Source organism: Kocuria sp. CPCC 205231 (assembly GCF_040980965.1).
Classification (GTDB): Bacteria; Actinomycetota; Actinomycetes; order Actinomycetales; family Micrococcaceae; genus Kocuria; species Kocuria rosea.
Window position 1 is genome coordinate 119,537 of sequence record NZ_JAVKPP010000005.1, and the last position, 15,533, is coordinate 135,069.

Consider the following 15,533-nt stretch of genomic DNA (forward strand, 5'->3'; position numbering starts at 1 on the left):
CTGTTGTTGACCGGCCGCTGACCTGTCGCTGACCTGTCACCGAGGCCCCGGGCCCCGTCCGCTCCGGACGGGGCCCGGGGACCGCCGGGACACGTCCTAGGCTGGGTCCGGACCGCGCGTCCCGCGCCACGTCCGTCCGACCCAGGAGCCGCACCGTGTTCAGCCACCCGCCCGCCGACCGTCCCGGCCCCTCCGAGCCCGTCGTGCCGGGGGACCCCGCCCTGGACGACCGGTGGCGGGCGGCCACGGCCGGGTGGCGCCCGTCCTCGATCCGCCCGTCCTCGATCCGCTCGGGCGAGCCCGACCGCGTCCGCGCCTGGGTGCGCCACGCCTGGGAGGGCCTCGCCGGCGGGGATGCCGACGGCGCGGCCGCCGGGCCGGAGGACGACGACGCCGTCGGCCGGCGGGTGCACGACCTGATGACTGTCGCCGCGCTGTTCGTCCTCCAGGAGCGCTTCCTGGCCGTCGCCGCCGGCGAGCCGGCCCCCGCGGGGGCGCCCGACCCCCGCCGGGACGGCGCCCCCCTGGGCGACGACGAGGCCCTGGCGGTCGTGCGGCAGACGTGGGAGATCGACCCCGCGGAGGAGGGGGCGGAGGGGTTCGCGGCGGAGCTCGCCGGGTTCCTGCAGGACCACCTGGACGAGCTCGCCGAGGAGGTCCGCGAGCGGCTGGTGGACCGGCGCGGCCCCACCCAGGTGTTCGCCGAGCTGTGGAGCCTCGAGCACGTGGACGAGCTGGAGCCCGCCGACCAGGAGGGGGAGCCCCCGTTCCCGCTCTCCACGGACGACATCGCGTGGATCGTCAGCGGCGTCCCCGGCCCCGAGAAGCACACCGCCTGGGAGTGGCTCACCCGCTGAGCCGGACCCCGGCCGCAGCGGCACCGGAATAAGCCGGCCCGCCGACGACTTTTATGGATGTATCCACAAAATCTGCGACGAGGAGCCCCGCATGACCATCCAGCTCGGCCTGAACACCTTCGGCGACCTCTACCCCGGGCCGGACGGGCGGATGCTCGGCGGGGCTCAGGTGATCCGCAACGTCGTGGCCGAGGCGGTGCTGGCCGACCAGGTGGGACTGGACTTCTTCGGCATCGGCGAGCACCACCGGGAGGACTTCGCGGTCTCCTCGCCCGAGACGGTGCTCGCCGGCATCGCCACGGTCACGGAGCGGATCCGCCTGGGCTCCGCGGTGACCGTGCTCAGCTCCGACGACCCGGTGCGGGTCTACCAGCGCTTCGCCACCGTGGACGCCCTCTCCTCCGGCCGCGCCGACGTCATCCTGGGCCGCGGCTCCTTCACCGAGTCCTTCCCGCTGTTCGGCTACCCGCTGGACGAGTACGAGGCGCTGTTCGAGGAGAAGCTGCAGCTGTTCGACCGGCTCCGCACCGAGGGCCGGATCGACTGGCAGGGCCGGCTGCGCGCGCCCATCCAGGGCTTGGAGGTCTACCCCAAGACCGAGGCCGGCGCGCTGCGCACGTGGATCGCCGTGGGCGGCTCGCCCAACTCGGTGGTCCGCGCCGCCCACTACGGGCTGCCCGTCATCTTCGCGATCATCGGCGGCAGCCCCTCGGCCTTCGCGCCCTTCGCCGACTACTACCGCCAGGCCCTCGAGCACTTCGAGAAGGAGCCGCAGCCGGTGGCCTTCCACTCCCCGGGCTACGTCGCGGAGACCGACGAGCAGGCCCGCGAGGAGTTCTTCCCGCACCAGGCGTACACGCACGCCCGGATCGGCAGGGAGCGCGGCTGGGGCCCGCTGACCCGCGCGGAGTTCGACGCGATGTGCGGGCCGGAGGGCGCCTACTTCGTGGGCTCCCCGGAGACGGTCGCCCGCAAGATCGTCCGGTCCTCGGCGGCGCTCGGCGCCTCGCGCTTCGACCTCAAGTACGCGGTGGGCACCCTGGACCACGCCCGGATGCGGCGCAGCATCGAGCTCTTCGGCACCGAGGTGCGCCGCTACGTCGAGGACATGACCGCCGACCTGCCCGCGGGCACCGCCGCGTAGCCCCGCCCCGGCTGGCCGGGGCGGGCCGCTCAGAGCCGCGTCGTGACCGCGTCGTGGGGCAGGGTGACCAGCACCGTGGTCCCGACGCCCGGCTGCGACCGGACCTCGAGCGCGGCCCCCGCGGCGTCGGCGATGTCCCGCATGATCCGCAGGCCCAGATGGCCCTCGGGGGAGCCCCGGGAGTCGTCGAAGCCGGTGCCGTCGTCGCTGATCGTCAGCACCGTGGCGCCGTGCTCCACGCCGAGGCGCAGGCTCACAGTGGACGCGTGGGCGTGCTTGGAGATGTTCGCGAACGCCTCCCGCGCCACCTTCAGGAACATGCCCTCCTGCTCCGGGGTGAGGAACACCGCGGGACCGATCTGCACGGACGTGTCGATCCCCCGCTGGGCCAGCGGGTCCGCGAGCCGGGCCAGGGCCTTCGGCAGTCCCAGGGTGAGCAGGTCCGGGGAGTACAGGGCGGTGGTGATCCCGCGCAGGGTGCGGAGGCTGCCCTGCAGGATCGTCCGGGACCGGCCCAGCGCGCTGCGCTGCTCCGGGACGTCAGCCGTCATCTCCTGGGCCTCCAGGGAGTAGGACAGGCCGGCCAGGTCCTGGATCACGTCGTCGTGCAGGTCCCGGGCGACCCGCACCCGCTCCAGCTCGGCGGCGTCCACGGCGTGCTGGAGCAGCTGTGCGCGGGCCGTCCGGTGGTCCTGGATCCGGCGGGCCAGACCCACCGCCGGGGCGAGCTGCGCCAGCTGGAACAGCGCCAGCGTCAGCAGCAGCGCCGGCGCCATGCCCATGAGCACCGAGCGCTGCTCGTCCCGCACGATCGAGTCGTCGTAGTACGCCTCGAGGACCAGCTGCTCGCCGCCGGCGGGGACGAACCCCACGTAGACCTCGACCAGCTGCCCCGCGCCGGACTCGTGGGAGTTCTCCGCCGCCTGCTGGTGCTCGATGGTGGCGACCCCCTCGCCCCGGGCCACGAGGTCCTCGTCCCACGGGGGCGGGCCGTAGTTCTGCCCCACGAGGGCGTGCTCGTCGGAGTAGACGATCGTGCCCTCCTCGTCCCAGATCTTGATCCGGTGGATGGTCCCGTCGTCGAGCCAGGGCTGCATCCGCACGTCCAGCTGGGCCGTGGCGGCCGCGTCGCCCGCGAGCAGGTCGTCGGTGATCAGGGGCGCCACGGCGTGGGTGGCCAGCCGCTGGGTGACGCGCAGGACGTGCTGCACGGCGTGCTCCTCGGCGACGGCCCGGATCCACCAGGTGGTGGGCACGGCGGCGACGAGCAGCACCACGAGTCCCGTGAGCAGGAACCTGCGAACGGCGGCCCGCACCTCGGACCGGTCGGTCGGCGGGGCCGGCGGGGGCAGCGGCCAGTCGTCGAAGACGACCGCAGCCCCCGGGTCGGCGCGGCCCACGTGCGAGAGCAGGCGTCTCATGACCGGACCGTCAGCAGGCCGAGCCTCGAGGCCACGGCGACCGCCTCCAGCTGGGAGTGGGCCCCAAGCTTGACGAGGATCGTCTTCACGTAGCCGCGGCAGGTGTTCGGGGTGATGTTCAGCAGTCGTGCGTTCGCGCCCACGCTGTGCCCCTCGGCCATCAGGCGCAGGACCTGCAGCTCGCGCCGGGTGAGCGCCGGCACCCCGGGGTCCGGCCGGCGGGCCGGATCCGTGGTCGCGAGCAGTGGGGGGTGGACCGCCATCGTGCCGCAGCGGGCGCTGCGGATGGTCTCCAGCAGGGTCGCGAGCGAGCCGTCCTTCGGCAGGAACGCGCAGATCCCGGTGCTCGCGGCGGCCTCCAGCACGTGCTGGGTGGGGTCACCGGTGAGCATGACGATCCGTGTCCCCGGCCGGTCCCGGAGGATCCGGGCGGAGGCGGTCACCCCGTTGCCGCCGGCGAGGTGGTAGTCCATGACCACCACATCGGGCCGCAGCGCCGCGCACAGGCGGACGCTCGACTCGACGTCGTCGGCCACGCCGACGCTGCACAGGTCCGGCTCCTGGCCCAGCGCGCCGGTCAGCAGCTCCGCGAACGTGGTGTGGTCGTCCACCACCAGGATCGAGGTGCGCGCCGCGCGCCCCTCCGCAATGTCAGCGTCCATCTCGGACCAGCCCCCCGGCAACCCCTGTACTACGTGTGGGTAGTATGCCGATTGCAAATCATGGACACCAAGCGGGCGGGTGTCATCTGTTTGGGGGTTGACAAGGGGGCATTCGGTTCGTGAACGCCGTCGGCTGCACCAGCTCATGCCTCCACCCCCTATGCGGCCGTGCTCAGGCTGCGGCCCAGGAAGGCCTGGAGCACCGAGACCGCCTCCTGCCGGGCGAGCGGGACGCGGGCGCCAGGGACCCAGTCGGGGTCGCCGGCCCGGCTGTGGAGCACCAGCAGGGCCGTCAGGGCCTGGCCCAGCTCGTCGCCGGTGGCGGCCGTGGCCTGCAGCATGCGGGTGTAGGCCAACTGCAGCACCCCGGACGGAGCGCATCCCAGCTCCTGGTCCAGGGTCCACCGGCACTGCTCGTAGGCCTGCAGGCCCTCGACCGAGCGCCCAGCCCCTTCGAGCCCGAGCACGAGCACGGTCCAGGCTCGTTCGTTCAACGGGTCGGCCGCGACCACCTTCCGGGCCTGGGCCACGGCTTCCTCGCAGCGGCCCAGCTCGAGGTCTGCCTCGGCCAGCAGCACACGGGCCTCGGTCACTCGAGCCGCGAAGGCGCTGCGCTGGGACTCGATCCACTCGCAGTCCTGCTCGTCCTCCAGCAGGGAGCCCGAGGCCATGCCCAGCGCGCGGTGCAGCAGCAGATCCGCCTCGCGGGCGGAGGAGCGCATCGCAGTCTCCAGCAGCCGCTCGAAGCGGGGCAGGTCCAGATCCACCAGGGCGGCGTCGATGACGTAGCCGCCGTTCGTGGTCCTCAGCGGACCGTTCCTGCCCTGCCCGGGCTGGAGGTGCCGGCGCAGAACGCTGACGTAGCTCTCCAGGTTCGCGGAAGCCGCCGCGGGTGCGTCGTCCCCCCACAGCAGATCGACGAGTCGTTGCTTCGACACCCGTGTCCCCAGGTGCAGGAGGAGGATCTCGAGGATCCGCCGCTGCCGGGGACCCCCCAGCTCCTTGGACGTCAGGGTCCGGCTCCCGCACCGGACCACCAACGGACCGATGACCTGCACCGACAGCCTGGCCCCCGTGGCACCGGCTGCGGTTCGAACGTCGACAGTAGAAACATCCATCGTGATCACTCCCCCCGAAGTGCCTCCACTGTGGCGGGCGGTCCCCCTCGGCCAACAGCACCGGATGGGGGGTGGGGCACCCCCCATCTGAGGGGTGTGCCAAAGGGAACGACCGGCGCACAGGGCGCCGGCCCCCGGGAGTCCGGGCCTCGACCGCCTGGAAGCAGCCCGCCCCGAGGGCCGGACGGGCCCGACCGCAGCCTTCACCGGCACCGGTCTGCGACATGGAACGTCATGAACACGGGGCGACTGTCCCCCGAGCTGACGACGTGCGGAGGTGATCGGTCCGCACCGCAACGTTTCTCCAAGGTTCCGTGCCGACCGTGGGGTCATGACCACTCAGGAATCAACAGCCGTCATCGACACCCCGCCGGCCCGGCGGGGACGCCACCGCTGGATGCCGCCGGCGCTGTTCCTGCTGGCGGTCCTCCTGGTGCTGGCGCACGGTGCCCTCTCGGCGAAGAAAGAGCCGGGCACCATGCTCGGAGCCTCCGGGTCCGTGCCCGGAGGGCTCGCGCGTCTCAACGGGGTCATGCCGTACACGCAGTTCGTCGCCCAGGAGGGACGGGACGTGCCGGCGGAGCTCAGCGGAGACGTTCCGAGCGGCACCCACCTGGTGATCGTCCTGCTGGAGCTCACCGCGATGGAGTCCGAAGGTCTGGACTTCGACGCCGACGACTACGTGGTGGAACGGCTCGGGGGCCGCACGTCGCAGGTGGTCTGGGCGTCGCCCTCCGAGGCTCCGCTCGCGCAGAACGAGACCGTGCAGGCGGAGCTGGTCTTCGAGGTGCCCGACAAAGCCCTCGAACTGACTCTCGCCGGAGCCGGCGACGTGCGCCTCTCGATGGGTGCCGAACACCACAGCGGCGGCAGAGGACGCTGACCGCACGGAACGACCCGGTCGTTCCACCACATGTCATGACCAGAACGCGGGACCGCGCGGAGCGCAACGGTCCCGATCCAAGGGGGAGCAACATCATGGCCGTCTCGAGAAGAAACGTCCTGCTGCTGGGCGGGCTGGGAGTCGCAGGGGCGGCTCTGGGCGTGCCGACGACAGCGGTCAACGCCAAGTCGGCGAGCGCGCTCGCCGACTCCCTGATGCCCAGGCCGTTCCGGACCGAGTTCGCCCAGGCGCCCGTTCTCGCTGCTGACGACCCGCTCGGCCGGCCCACGATCGATCCCGTCGACGGGAAGCCCATCAAGTACTACACGGTCACGGAGCAGGCCGCCTCGGCCCAGATCCTGCCGAAGGCGGGTCTCCTGACGCCCATTCTCGGCTACAACGGCATCTTCCCGGGCCCTACGATCGACGTCTACCAGGGCACGAAGGTCGAGCTGACCGTGGTCAACAAGCTGCCGCGCCAGCACGCCCTGGACGGTCACAGCCTGGACACGTCCACCCACCTGCACGGTTCCGCGTCGCTGCCCCAGTACGACGGCTATGCCAGCGACATCACGCGCCCGGGGTTCCAGAAGACGTACAAGTACCCGAACTTCCAAGGCGGCAGGACCCTGTGGTACCACGACCACGGGGTCCACCACACCGCGCTCAACGCCTATTCGGGGCTGGCGGGGCAGTACCACATGCACGACGCCAACTCGGAGCGGCTCCTGCCGCGGGGGAAGTACGACGTCGCACTCACCGTCTCCGACGCGATGTTCGCCGCCAACGGAGCCCTCGGCTACGACGACAACAGCCGGTCGGGGCTGTGGGGGGACGTCATCCTCGTGAACGGCAGGCCCTGGCCCGTCATGAAGGTGCAGAAGCGGGTCTACCGGTTCCGTTTCCTCAACTGCTGCATCTCCCGGTCCTTCCGGCCCAGGCTCAGCACGGGGGACCCGCTCGTCATGGTCGCCACGGACGGCGGGCTGATGCCCACCGCCCAGCCTGTTCGCGAGTACCGGCACGCCGGCGCCGAGCGCTACGAGTTCCTGGTCGACTTCAGCAAGTACAGGACGGGACAGCGGATCGAACTGCAGAACCTGTCCAACGACAACAACGTCGACTACGACTTCACGAACAAGATCATGGCCTTCGACGTCGTGGACGAGCCCGTGGACACGTCCGACCCCACCTGGAACCGGATTCCCACCGCTCTCGTCGGCAGCGAGGTGATGGATCTGCAGGAGAGCCAGTCGACGAGGAGACGACACTTCCGGGTGAAGCGCGACGACAGCACCTGGACGATCGACGGGGAGACGTGGGCGGACGTGATCGCCAGCAACTACCGCAAGGTGATGGCGGAGGTCGAGCTGGGGGCCACGGAGATCTGGGAGTTCGAGAACTCCTCGGGCGGGTGGTTCCACCCCATGCACATCCACCTCATCGACTTCAAGATCATCGGACGCAACGGCCGGGCTCCGTTCGCCTACGAGAAGGGGCCGAAGGACACCGTCTACGTGGGCGAGGGGGAGACCGTCCGGCTGCTCATGAAGTTCGGACCCCACAAGGGCCGGTACATGGTGCACTGCCACAACCTCGTCCACGAGGACCACGACATGATGGCGCAGTACCAGGTCGGCGAGTCGGCGGACCCGGACCCCAACGATCCGATGACGGCGGACCCGGCGGTGCCGGCGGGAACGAGCAGTACCACTCCTTCCCCCTCGCCGTCGGCCTCGCCCACGCCGTCAGTCTCGCCGTCGGCCACGTCGTCGCCGTCGCCGTCCGCCTCGCCGTCGCCGTCCATGTCGCCTTCGCCGTCGCCCACACCCACCAAGAAGTCCGGGAAGAAGTCGCAGACCAAGGGTCCGCGTGCCGGCAGATGACGTGGACCTGTCGTACCAGCCGCACGGGCGCAGCGGACCCGCTGTCCCGAGAAGAGAGGATGAGCTGACATGGTGCAGCTGAGACCGGCCCCCGTCCCGACCCGGCAGAAGCCGGACCGGACACGTCACCGGCCCATCGGGCCGCGGACGGTCTGGGCGGTGCTGCTGGGCCAGGCCCTGGTCCTGGCCACCCGGGTCTGGTTGATCGAACCCGTGGTCGTCGCCTCGGACAGCATGGAGCCCACCATGGGGCAGAAGAGCGTGGCGCTGCTGCTGAAGCCCGATCCCGATCCCGCCGCGGTGTCCGCGGGCACCGCGGTCGTCTTCCCCCACCCCGACGACGGCAGCATGACCGTGAAGCGGGTGGTGGCCACCGGCGGACAGACCGTGGCGATCGAGGACTCCCTCCTCGTCGTCGACGGCAGGACGGTCGACGAGCCGTTCGTCGACCACAGCCGGATCGACGGCACCTACTTCGGCCCGGTCACCGTCCCCGACGGACACGTCTTCGTCATGGGCGACAACCGGGGCGTGTCGGTCGACTCCCGGCACTTCGGCACCGTTCCCGCAGAGGACCTGGAAGCCACGGTCCTGCTGCCCCGGCCCTGAGCCCGCCGCCGCTCGACGGCAACCGCACCAGCGGGCCCGGGACTCGCCACTGCCCTCGTCCCGGGCCCGCTCCTCCATGTCATGAACGGGGCATCCGCAAGGTATTTCCAAGACCCGCACCGTTGTCTGTTTGCACATGCACCAACTGGGGGAGAAGGGCATCCGATGAAGACCACGAAGAGGATCCGCGTGCCGGAGGAGACGGCGGCGGAGGGCGTCTCGCGCAGAGGCGTCCTCACCGGCGTGATGGCCGGCCTGGCCGCGCTGCCGGTCACGGGGCAGGCCCATGCCGCGCCCAAGGCGCCCACACCCAAAGTCCCCGCGCCCACGGCTCCCGCTGCGGCTCGCGTGCTGAGCGCGACCCGGTCGGGCCACGGTACGGGGGCGCCGCGGGGCTCCGACATCGCGGTCACCGCGGGGCGGACCAAGGAGGGACGCTTCGGGGTCATGTTCAAGAAGCTCCCGGCCTTCGCCCCGAGCGACGACCTGCTGGCGGACCTCGCGCAGCAGATGGTCGACCGCACCCCGCCGCTGGCCGACGTCTCGCTGAGCAACGACGGGTTCGACAACCCGGACATTCCTGCCGGCTACGCCTATCTGGGGCAGTTCATCGACCACGACATGACGCTCGACAAGACGCCCATGCCGCAGCAGGAGCTGGACCCGAAGGGACTCACCAACTTCGACACCCCCTTCTTCGAGCTGGGCTCCGTCTACGGCAGGGGGCCGGCCGCCGACCCCCAGCTCTACGACCCGGCCGATCGGCGCCGGATGCGCATCGGGCGGAACCACGACGGTTTCCCGGACCTGCCGCGCAACGCGGACGGCACCGCGATCATCGGGGACCACCGCAACGACGAGAACCTGATCGTCGCCCAGTTCCACCTCACCTTCCTGCAGCTGCACAACAGGTTCGTGGACGAGGGCATGACGTTCCAGCAGGCGCAGCAGATGACCCGGTGGCACTACCAGTGGCTGATCGTGCACGACTTCCTGCCCCGCATGGTGGGCAGGGGGCTGGTGGCCGGCATGCTCAAGCCGCGCAGGGGCGGACCGACCGGGGTGGACTGCAAGTTCTACAAACCCGGCAATCCCACCCGGCCCATGATGCCCATCGAGTACTCGGTGGCCGCCTACCGGTTCGGCCACAGCATGATCCGCGCCGAGTACGAGATGCACGACGCGGTCACCATTCCCTTCTTCGGGCACCCCGCGAACGACCTCCGCGGGTCCCGCCCGCTGCCGACCATCGCACGGGCCGACTGGAACTACTTCTTCGACGTCCCCGGGATGAGCGAGCCGGACGACCGCAACATGACGCGGCTGATCGACACCAAGCTGGCGCTCCCGCTCAACGAGCTCCCGCCGACCGTGGTGCAGCACGTCGACGGCGCCATCCTCTCCCTGGCCCACCGGAACCTGGTGCGGGGCAAGCGGCTCGGCCTGCCGGCCGGCCAGGACGTCGCCAAGGCCATGGGTGTGGCACCGATCCCCAACGACAGGCTCGGGCTCACGGACCCCGGCTGGAAGGGCCGGGCACCGCTCTGGTACTACATCCTGAAGGAGGCGGAGCTGCTCGGCGGCAGGACGCTGGGCCCCGTCGGCGGGAGGATCATCGCGGAGGTCGTCCTCGGCATCCTCTCCCTGGACCGCTCCTCGTTCCTCAACGCCCGGACCGGATGGGCGCCTGCGAGGACACCGTTCGAGTGCGGCGACTTCCTCGAGATGGCCGGTGCCCTCGAGAACATGCCGGTCGGCGACGAGGACGAGGACCCGGAGGTCGAGCTGCCGGAGGAGGAGGACCTCGAGGACGAGCACCCCGAGGACGAGGACCCCGGGGGCGCCTGACCCGCCTGCTGTGAGTACACGGAAGCGTGTACCGTGAGGGCATGTCCTTCGTCGCCCCCACCCACACCTCGGCGCTGTCCCGGCTGGGTGCCGCCCTCTCCGACGAGACGCGCCTCCAGATCCTGCTGGCCCTGCGCCACGCCCCGGGCCGCCCCTCGGAGCTGGCCCAGGCCCTGGGCGTGTCCAAGCAGGTGATGTCCAACCAGCTCGCCTGCCTGCGCGGATGCGGGCTGGTGACGGCCTCCGCCGAGGGGCGCAGCACCTGGTACCGGCTGGCCGATCCTCGCCTCGGCCCGGCGCTGGGGGACCTGCTGGAGCTGGTGGTGACCGTGGACCCCACCTGCTGCTCCCCGGCCGGATGCACCTGCGCATGAGCTCCCGCACTCTGGGACCGGGCCCCCTCACCTCGGCACGCCGGGCGGTCCTGCACCGGCGGGTGCGCCTGATCGTGGCCGGCACCATCACCTACAACGTCCTCGAGGCCGTGGTCGCCCTGACCGCCGGCACCATCGCCTCCTCCGCCGCGCTGATCGGCTTCGGGCTGGACTCCGTCGTCGAGGTCCTCTCGGCTGCGGCGGTCGCCTGGCAGTTCGCCGCTCCCGACCCGCACCGCCGGGAGAAGGTGGCCCTGCGGGTGATCGCGTTCTCCTTCTTCGGCCTGGCCGCCTTCGTCACCGTCGATGCGCTGCGCAGCCTGCTCGGGGCCGCCGAGCCCGAGCACTCCCCGGTCGGCATCGGACTGGCCGCCGTGAGCCTGGTGATCATGCCGCTGCTGTCCTGGTTCGAGCGGCGCACCGGCCGGGAGCTGGGCTCCGCGTCGGCGGTGGCCGACTCCAAGCAGACCCTGATCTGCAGCTACCTTTCGGCCGTGCTGCTGGTCGGACTGCTGCTCAACAGCACCTTGGGCTGGTCCTGGGCCGACCCGCTGGCGGCCCTGGTCATCGCCGGGTTCGCCGTGAAGGAGGGGCTGGAGGCCTGGCGGGGGGACGCCTGCTGCACCCCGGCGGCGGTGCTCGTCGGTGACGACGAGGACGGCGACGGGTGCGCCGGCCCGTGCGGCCCCGGCTGCTCCTGCTGCGCCCCCTGACCCCTCGGCCGCCGGTCCCTGCGGGCGGCCGGCCCCGTCCGGGCGGGAGCGCACCCAGGGGCCGGCCCGTGCGCCGAGGGGGTCGGAGCACGGGCCGGCTGGAGGGAGCGCTGTCTCAGATGCTCATCCGGTGCCCACCACCCCCCTCGCCTCTCCGCCGCGCGTGGACTGCACGAGCACGCTCGAGATGCGCTGGCCCGGGCCGGGCTTGGCCCGGTACTCCCAGTTGCCGAGCGAGTCCACCGGGGCGGAGCCGACCTTGATCGGCGTGCCCGAGGTCGTGTTGTAGATGTTCACCGAGGTCGCCGGGTTCAGCAGGGACGGTGCACCGGGCACGAGCGCCGTGCCGGTGAGCCGCAGCTCCTTGCCGACCCGGTGGCGCGAGGCCGCCGCGACGGTCACCACGTCGTCGCTCTTCAGGGTGATCGTCGCGGGGGCGCTCGCGACCCCGGCGGCGTTCTTGACCACCAGCTGGAGGACCGGGTCCTGGTCCGCGGCCGCGGGCGCCGTGGCGGAGACCGTGGTGAAGAACGGCACCACCACCTTCGGCTTGGCCACGGTCTTGCTGCTGAACGTCACCTGCGGCCCGCTGACCTGCGTCCACTCGTAGGAGGCCGCGTTCGTGGACCCGCTGCCGTCCAGCTCCGTGGCCATCCCCCGGGCCACCGAGCCGGGCAGGGCCGCGACGGCCGCGGTGGCCGCGGGCTGCACGACGTCGGGATTGTCCGGGGTGGTGCCCTCCGTGACGGGACCGGGATCCGGGGCGGGATCGATCGGGGCCTCGCCGACCGGGGTGGCGTCCCCGCCGGTGACGACCACGGGCACGGTGGTCCGGCTCGTCCCGGAGGTGGAGACCGTGGCCTCGACCGGGGGAGCGAGCGTGGGGAACGAGCCCTTGTAGACGTTCGCGGTGCCGGTGGCGGTGAGCTTCCCGAAGCCGGCGACCTCCGGGGCGGTCCCGGAGGCGGACGTCGCCTCGACGGTCAGGGCGGTGCCGTCGTAGGTCGCGGCCGTGGCGACCGAGACGTCGGTGACGGCGACCTCGGCGCTGCTGACGGGCTTGTCCCCGAGGTTCCGGACCGTCACGGTCGCCGGAGCGGCGCCCGTGTACGCGATGCGGGCGTAGGCGCGCTCCGAGTCGCCCTCGTCCTTCTCCATGGGCGTGGTCGCGAAGACCCCGTCCTGGCCGACCACCTCGAGCTGGTCCCCGCGGCTGGTGGCGAAGACGTCGAGGTGGCCTCCGCCGACGACGGCCCGGTCGGCCTGCACGCCCGTGTTGGTGGAGATCTTGCCCATCACGGAGAACTGGTCGTTGCGGGCGGTGGCGCCGTCCGAGGTCTTCACCTCGAAGAAGTTCGTGCCGAGCGGGCTGCCCGTCACGGTGTGCTCCACGTCGGGGTTGCCCAGGTAGCCCTCGGGAGCCCCGGCGTCCCACTTCAGGAACGGTCCGAGGTCCCCCTTGAGCGGTGTCTGGAAGTTGCCGATGGCGGGGGAGACGTCCTCCACCAGGCGCCCGCGGCCCCGCTCGTCGGTGTCGACCGTCACGGTGCCGTAGGGGTGCTGGAAGGTCAGGGTGGTGTTGGGCGCGGCGTCGTCCACGTCGATGCGCTGGCGGGAGAAGACGACCTGGTCCCCCGGGACCGGGTTCTCGTTGGCGAAGGCGGCTTCCAGGGCGAGGGTGAGGACTGCGTCCCCACCGCCGGGGATCTGGACCTCGGAGCCGGCGAGCATGTAGAAGGCCTCGCCGGGGAAGTTGTCCGGGAAGGAGATGGGCTTCAGCGGATCGGGGACGTCCCCCGGCGGGAAGGCGCACAGCGGGTTGTCGCCGTCCAGGCACAGTTCTGTGCGGACCTTGCTGCTGTCCTCGTACCAGGCCGGGAACCCGTGCTCGGTGTTCACGGGTCCCACGGCGGTCAGGCCGCCCGGGTTGCGCTGGACGACCTCGGTGGCGGCGGTCGAGGCGCTGATGCCGGTGGCGCCGAGCAGGAGCGCGGCGGCGGCGGCGACCGTGCGGCGGCCGCGGGGGTGCTGTGGCGGGTCCCGCAGCAGTTCGCGGGGCCCGGTGGAGGTGCTCATGATGTCTCCTCAAGTAGCGGCGGTGCTGATAGCGCGAATATGCAAAAGCGCACTTGAGAAAACCCTGTGGCACCGGGCCCGGGCCGGGGCCGCCACGGAACGGGAGGGGGGAGGGCTCGACGCACGACGTCATGACGGGCCCGGAGGAGGGACTGCGCTCAGCTCCGCAGCCGGGCCACGGCGTCGTCCTGGTGCAGGATGTCCTGGCGCATCTCGTCCTCGAGGAACGCCAGCAGCGCGCGGGAGAGCTCCGAGTTCTCGGAGGCCACGGCGTCCCGGGCCACCGCGGCCCGGAAGTCGTGGGCGAACGCGTCGATCGCGGTCTGGGCCACGCAGCTGTGCGTGGAGATCCCGCAGAGCATCAGGTGGGTGGCGCCCAGGTTGCGCAGCCGGGCCGCGAGGTCCGTGTCGAAGAACGCGCTGTCCCGGGTCTTGACCAGCCCCGTCCCGCCCTCGGTGTCGAGACCGGCCACGTACTCGGACTGCTCCGTGCCGGGGAACGCGAAGCCCTGCCCGTCGTCGTGCATGTTGACGGTCCACGTGGAGCCGTCCCGCTCGTGCTGGGTGCGGATCAGCACGATCGGGCAGCCGCCGTCGCGGGCCGCCCGGATCAGCTCGTTGACCTTCTCCGTCACGGGCTCCCGCTGCTCCTCGAGCTCGGGGAAGTCGAAATACGAGTTCTGCATGTCGATGACGAGCAGGGCGGTGCGGCCCTGCGCCGGGTGCTGGGGCATGGCGTCCTCTCCGGTGCGGGGGGAGCCCCGCGGGGGGCTCCGGTGGACAACGATCCGATCAGTGAACTTACTACCTTCGGGCGCGCGGCTCCACCCGTTCCGGGGCTCCGGTAGCCTGAGGCGCATGGCCTATCACGCGGACGCCCTCGAGCTCGAGGGCAAGGAGATCCTCACGTGGGAACGCTTCGGCGAAGCGACCCAGGAGCTCGCCCAGAGCGTCGTGGACAGCGGTTTCCTGCCGGACATCATCATCGCGGTGGCCCGCGGCGGTCTGCTCCCGGCCGGTGCGCTGTCCTACGCGATGGGGGTCAAGCTCTCGGACGCGATCAACGTGGAGTTCTACACCGACGTCCACCAGACCCTGCCGGACCCCGTGCTGCTCGCCCCGATGCTGGACACCGAGTCCATCGCGGGCCGGAAGCTGCTCGTCGTCGACGACGTGGCGGACTCCGGGCGGACCCTCGCCCTGGTGCTGGAGCTGCTGCGCGGCCTGGGCGCGGAGGCGCGCTCCGCCGTCATCTACGGCAAGCCCCGCTCCGTGATCCGGCCCGACTACCTGTGGAAGGCCACCGACGACTGGATCGTCTTCCCCTGGTCGGCCGCCCCACCCGTCACCGCCGGCGCCTGACCGCCCCCGGGCCGCGTCCCGCCCGGGCCGCTCCTCATCCGGTCAGCGCAGCGCCGCCCGCACCCCGGGGTGGCCGGCCACGACGAGCCACACGACGTTGACCGCGACCAGGACGGTGGTGCTGAGCCCGGGCAGCAGGTGCCCGCCCAGGAGGAACACCGCCAGGTCGAAGAGGTCGCCGAGCACGGCCAGGGAGCAGAAGACGATGCCGAGGATCCAGCCCCACTGCAGCTGCTCGCGCAGCGGGAACCAGACCAGCGAGTAGAGGGCCGTCGTCAGCACCACGCCGAGGAGCGCCAGCGCGGCGGACAGCCCGGCGCCGGGGAGCCCCGGCACCCGCACCAGGTCCTCCATACCGGGGAGCTGGGCGCTGGGGCCCGCGACCGCCTGCACGAACGTGTCCGCCACGTTGACCGCGAACGAGAGCAGGGTGAGCCGCAGCAGCAGGCGCAGCCGGGCCGTCATCGGCGGCCCGGGCGGGACCGTGCCGGGACCCGGTCCGCCGGGGAGCCGCGGGGGCGGCCCGCCGCCCGGACGGTGCGGGCCGCCGGGACCGTGCGGGTGCTGGCTCATGGCCTGT

At 71.9% G+C, this 15,533-nt stretch carries 15 protein-coding genes; 9 read left to right on the forward strand and 6 right to left on the reverse strand.

What is annotated here, in order from left to right:
- The first annotated feature begins 155 nt into the window (after positions 1-155).
- Positions 156-857: a hypothetical protein gene (locus RF640_RS06660; protein WP_368827198.1), complete on the forward strand. Its 702-nt coding sequence runs from the start codon at positions 156-158 to the stop codon at positions 855-857.
- Positions 858-948: 91 nt separating this feature from the next.
- A complete protein-coding gene (locus RF640_RS06665; protein ID WP_035925458.1) occupies positions 949-2,001 on the forward strand; it encodes an LLM class flavin-dependent oxidoreductase in 1,053 nt (350 codons plus the stop codon).
- 29 nt (positions 2,002-2,030) lie between these two features.
- Here the strand turns inward: RF640_RS06665 and RF640_RS06670 are convergent, their stop codons facing one another.
- From RF640_RS06670 to RF640_RS06680, 3 genes are all read right to left on the reverse strand, one after another.
- Positions 2,031-3,422 (reverse strand): sensor histidine kinase, encoded by a 1,392-nt coding sequence (locus RF640_RS06670; RefSeq protein WP_368827201.1) that lies wholly within the window; start codon positions 3,420-3,422, stop codon positions 2,031-2,033.
- Positions 3,419-4,084 carry a response regulator gene (locus RF640_RS06675; protein ID WP_368827203.1) on the reverse strand — a complete coding sequence of 222 codons (666 nt, stop codon included), beginning with the start codon at positions 4,082-4,084 and terminating at the stop codon, positions 3,419-3,421. Before RF640_RS06675 ends, RF640_RS06670 begins: the two co-directional genes overlap by 4 nt.
- Positions 4,085-4,242: 158 nt before the next feature.
- A complete protein-coding gene (locus RF640_RS06680) occupies positions 4,243-5,202 on the reverse strand; it encodes a BTAD domain-containing putative transcriptional regulator (RefSeq protein WP_176475250.1) in 960 nt (319 codons plus the stop codon).
- A gap of 331 nt (positions 5,203-5,533) precedes the next feature.
- Between RF640_RS06680 and RF640_RS06685 the strand changes: the two genes are divergently transcribed.
- From RF640_RS06685 to RF640_RS06710, 6 genes are all read left to right on the forward strand, one after another.
- Entirely contained in the window at positions 5,534-6,085 is a 552-nt protein-coding gene (locus tag RF640_RS06685) for a hypothetical protein (protein ID WP_368827205.1), read from the forward strand.
- Between the two features lie 35 nt (positions 6,086-6,120).
- Positions 6,121-7,971, forward strand: coding sequence for a multicopper oxidase family protein (locus RF640_RS06690; protein WP_368827207.1), 1,851 nt, complete (start codon positions 6,121-6,123; stop codon positions 7,969-7,971).
- A 69-nt stretch (positions 7,972-8,040) separates the two neighbouring features.
- Complete coding sequence (lepB, locus tag RF640_RS06695; RefSeq protein WP_368827209.1) at positions 8,041-8,580, forward strand: signal peptidase I; 540 nt, start codon at positions 8,041-8,043, stop codon at positions 8,578-8,580.
- Between the two features lie 165 nt (positions 8,581-8,745).
- Positions 8,746-10,428 carry a heme peroxidase family protein gene (locus tag RF640_RS06700; RefSeq protein ID WP_176337301.1) on the forward strand — a complete coding sequence of 561 codons (1,683 nt, stop codon included), beginning with the start codon at positions 8,746-8,748 and terminating at the stop codon, positions 10,426-10,428.
- A 41-nt stretch (positions 10,429-10,469) separates the two neighbouring features.
- Positions 10,470-10,802: a helix-turn-helix transcriptional regulator gene (locus RF640_RS06705; protein WP_176337302.1), complete on the forward strand. Its 333-nt coding sequence runs from the start codon at positions 10,470-10,472 to the stop codon at positions 10,800-10,802.
- Complete coding sequence (locus RF640_RS06710; protein ID WP_035925669.1) at positions 10,799-11,515, forward strand: cation diffusion facilitator family transporter; 717 nt, start codon at positions 10,799-10,801, stop codon at positions 11,513-11,515. The genes RF640_RS06705 and RF640_RS06710 overlap by 4 nt, the downstream gene beginning before the upstream one ends.
- 123 nt (positions 11,516-11,638) lie before the next feature.
- Here the strand turns inward: RF640_RS06710 and RF640_RS06715 are convergent, their stop codons facing one another.
- Together RF640_RS06715 and RF640_RS06720 are read right to left on the reverse strand one after the other, a co-directional pair.
- Entirely contained in the window at positions 11,639-13,591 is a 1,953-nt protein-coding gene (locus RF640_RS06715) for a hypothetical protein (protein ID WP_368827212.1), read from the reverse strand.
- A gap of 158 nt (positions 13,592-13,749) precedes the next feature.
- Positions 13,750-14,325, reverse strand: a complete 576-nt coding sequence (locus RF640_RS06720) for a cysteine hydrolase family protein (RefSeq protein WP_035925476.1) — start codon at positions 14,323-14,325, stop codon at positions 13,750-13,752.
- Positions 14,326-14,449: 124 nt separating this feature from the next.
- On the opposite strand from RF640_RS06720, the gene RF640_RS06725 reads away from it, so the two are divergent.
- On the forward strand, positions 14,450-14,953 hold the full coding sequence (locus tag RF640_RS06725; RefSeq protein WP_017832986.1) for a phosphoribosyltransferase: 504 nt from the start codon (positions 14,450-14,452) through the stop codon (positions 14,951-14,953).
- Between the two features lie 42 nt (positions 14,954-14,995).
- Here the strand turns inward: RF640_RS06725 and RF640_RS06730 are convergent, their stop codons facing one another.
- Entirely contained in the window at positions 14,996-15,526 is a 531-nt protein-coding gene (locus RF640_RS06730; protein WP_176337306.1) for a hypothetical protein, read from the reverse strand.
- Positions 15,527-15,533 lie beyond the last annotated feature (7 nt).

Coding starts and splice junctions, on each gene's coding strand:
- RF640_RS06665 (WP_035925458.1), top strand. CDS start 949: ATGACCATCCAGCTCGGCCTGAACACCTTCGGCGACCTCTACCCCGGG.
- RF640_RS06670 (WP_368827201.1), bottom strand. CDS start 3,422: ATGAGACGCCTGCTCTCGCACGTGGGCCGCGCCGACCCGGGGGCTGCG.
- RF640_RS06675 (WP_368827203.1), bottom strand. CDS start 4,084: ATGGACGCTGACATTGCGGAGGGGCGCGCGGCGCGCACCTCGATCCTG.
- RF640_RS06680 (WP_176475250.1), bottom strand. CDS start 5,202: ATGGATGTTTCTACTGTCGACGTTCGAACCGCAGCCGGTGCCACGGGG.
- RF640_RS06685 (WP_368827205.1), top strand. CDS start 5,534: ATGACCACTCAGGAATCAACAGCCGTCATCGACACCCCGCCGGCCCGG.
- RF640_RS06690 (WP_368827207.1), top strand. CDS start 6,121: ATGACCAGAACGCGGGACCGCGCGGAGCGCAACGGTCCCGATCCAAGG.
- lepB (WP_368827209.1), top strand. CDS start 8,041: ATGGTGCAGCTGAGACCGGCCCCCGTCCCGACCCGGCAGAAGCCGGAC.
- RF640_RS06700 (WP_176337301.1), top strand. CDS start 8,746: ATGAAGACCACGAAGAGGATCCGCGTGCCGGAGGAGACGGCGGCGGAG.
- RF640_RS06705 (WP_176337302.1), top strand. CDS start 10,470: ATGTCCTTCGTCGCCCCCACCCACACCTCGGCGCTGTCCCGGCTGGGT.
- RF640_RS06710 (WP_035925669.1), top strand. CDS start 10,799: ATGAGCTCCCGCACTCTGGGACCGGGCCCCCTCACCTCGGCACGCCGG.
- RF640_RS06715 (WP_368827212.1), bottom strand. CDS start 13,591: ATGAGCACCTCCACCGGGCCCCGCGAACTGCTGCGGGACCCGCCACAG.
- RF640_RS06720 (WP_035925476.1), bottom strand. CDS start 14,325: ATGCCCCAGCACCCGGCGCAGGGCCGCACCGCCCTGCTCGTCATCGAC.
- RF640_RS06725 (WP_017832986.1), top strand. CDS start 14,450: ATGGCCTATCACGCGGACGCCCTCGAGCTCGAGGGCAAGGAGATCCTC.
- RF640_RS06730 (WP_176337306.1), bottom strand. CDS start 15,526: ATGAGCCAGCACCCGCACGGTCCCGGCGGCCCGCACCGTCCGGGCGGC.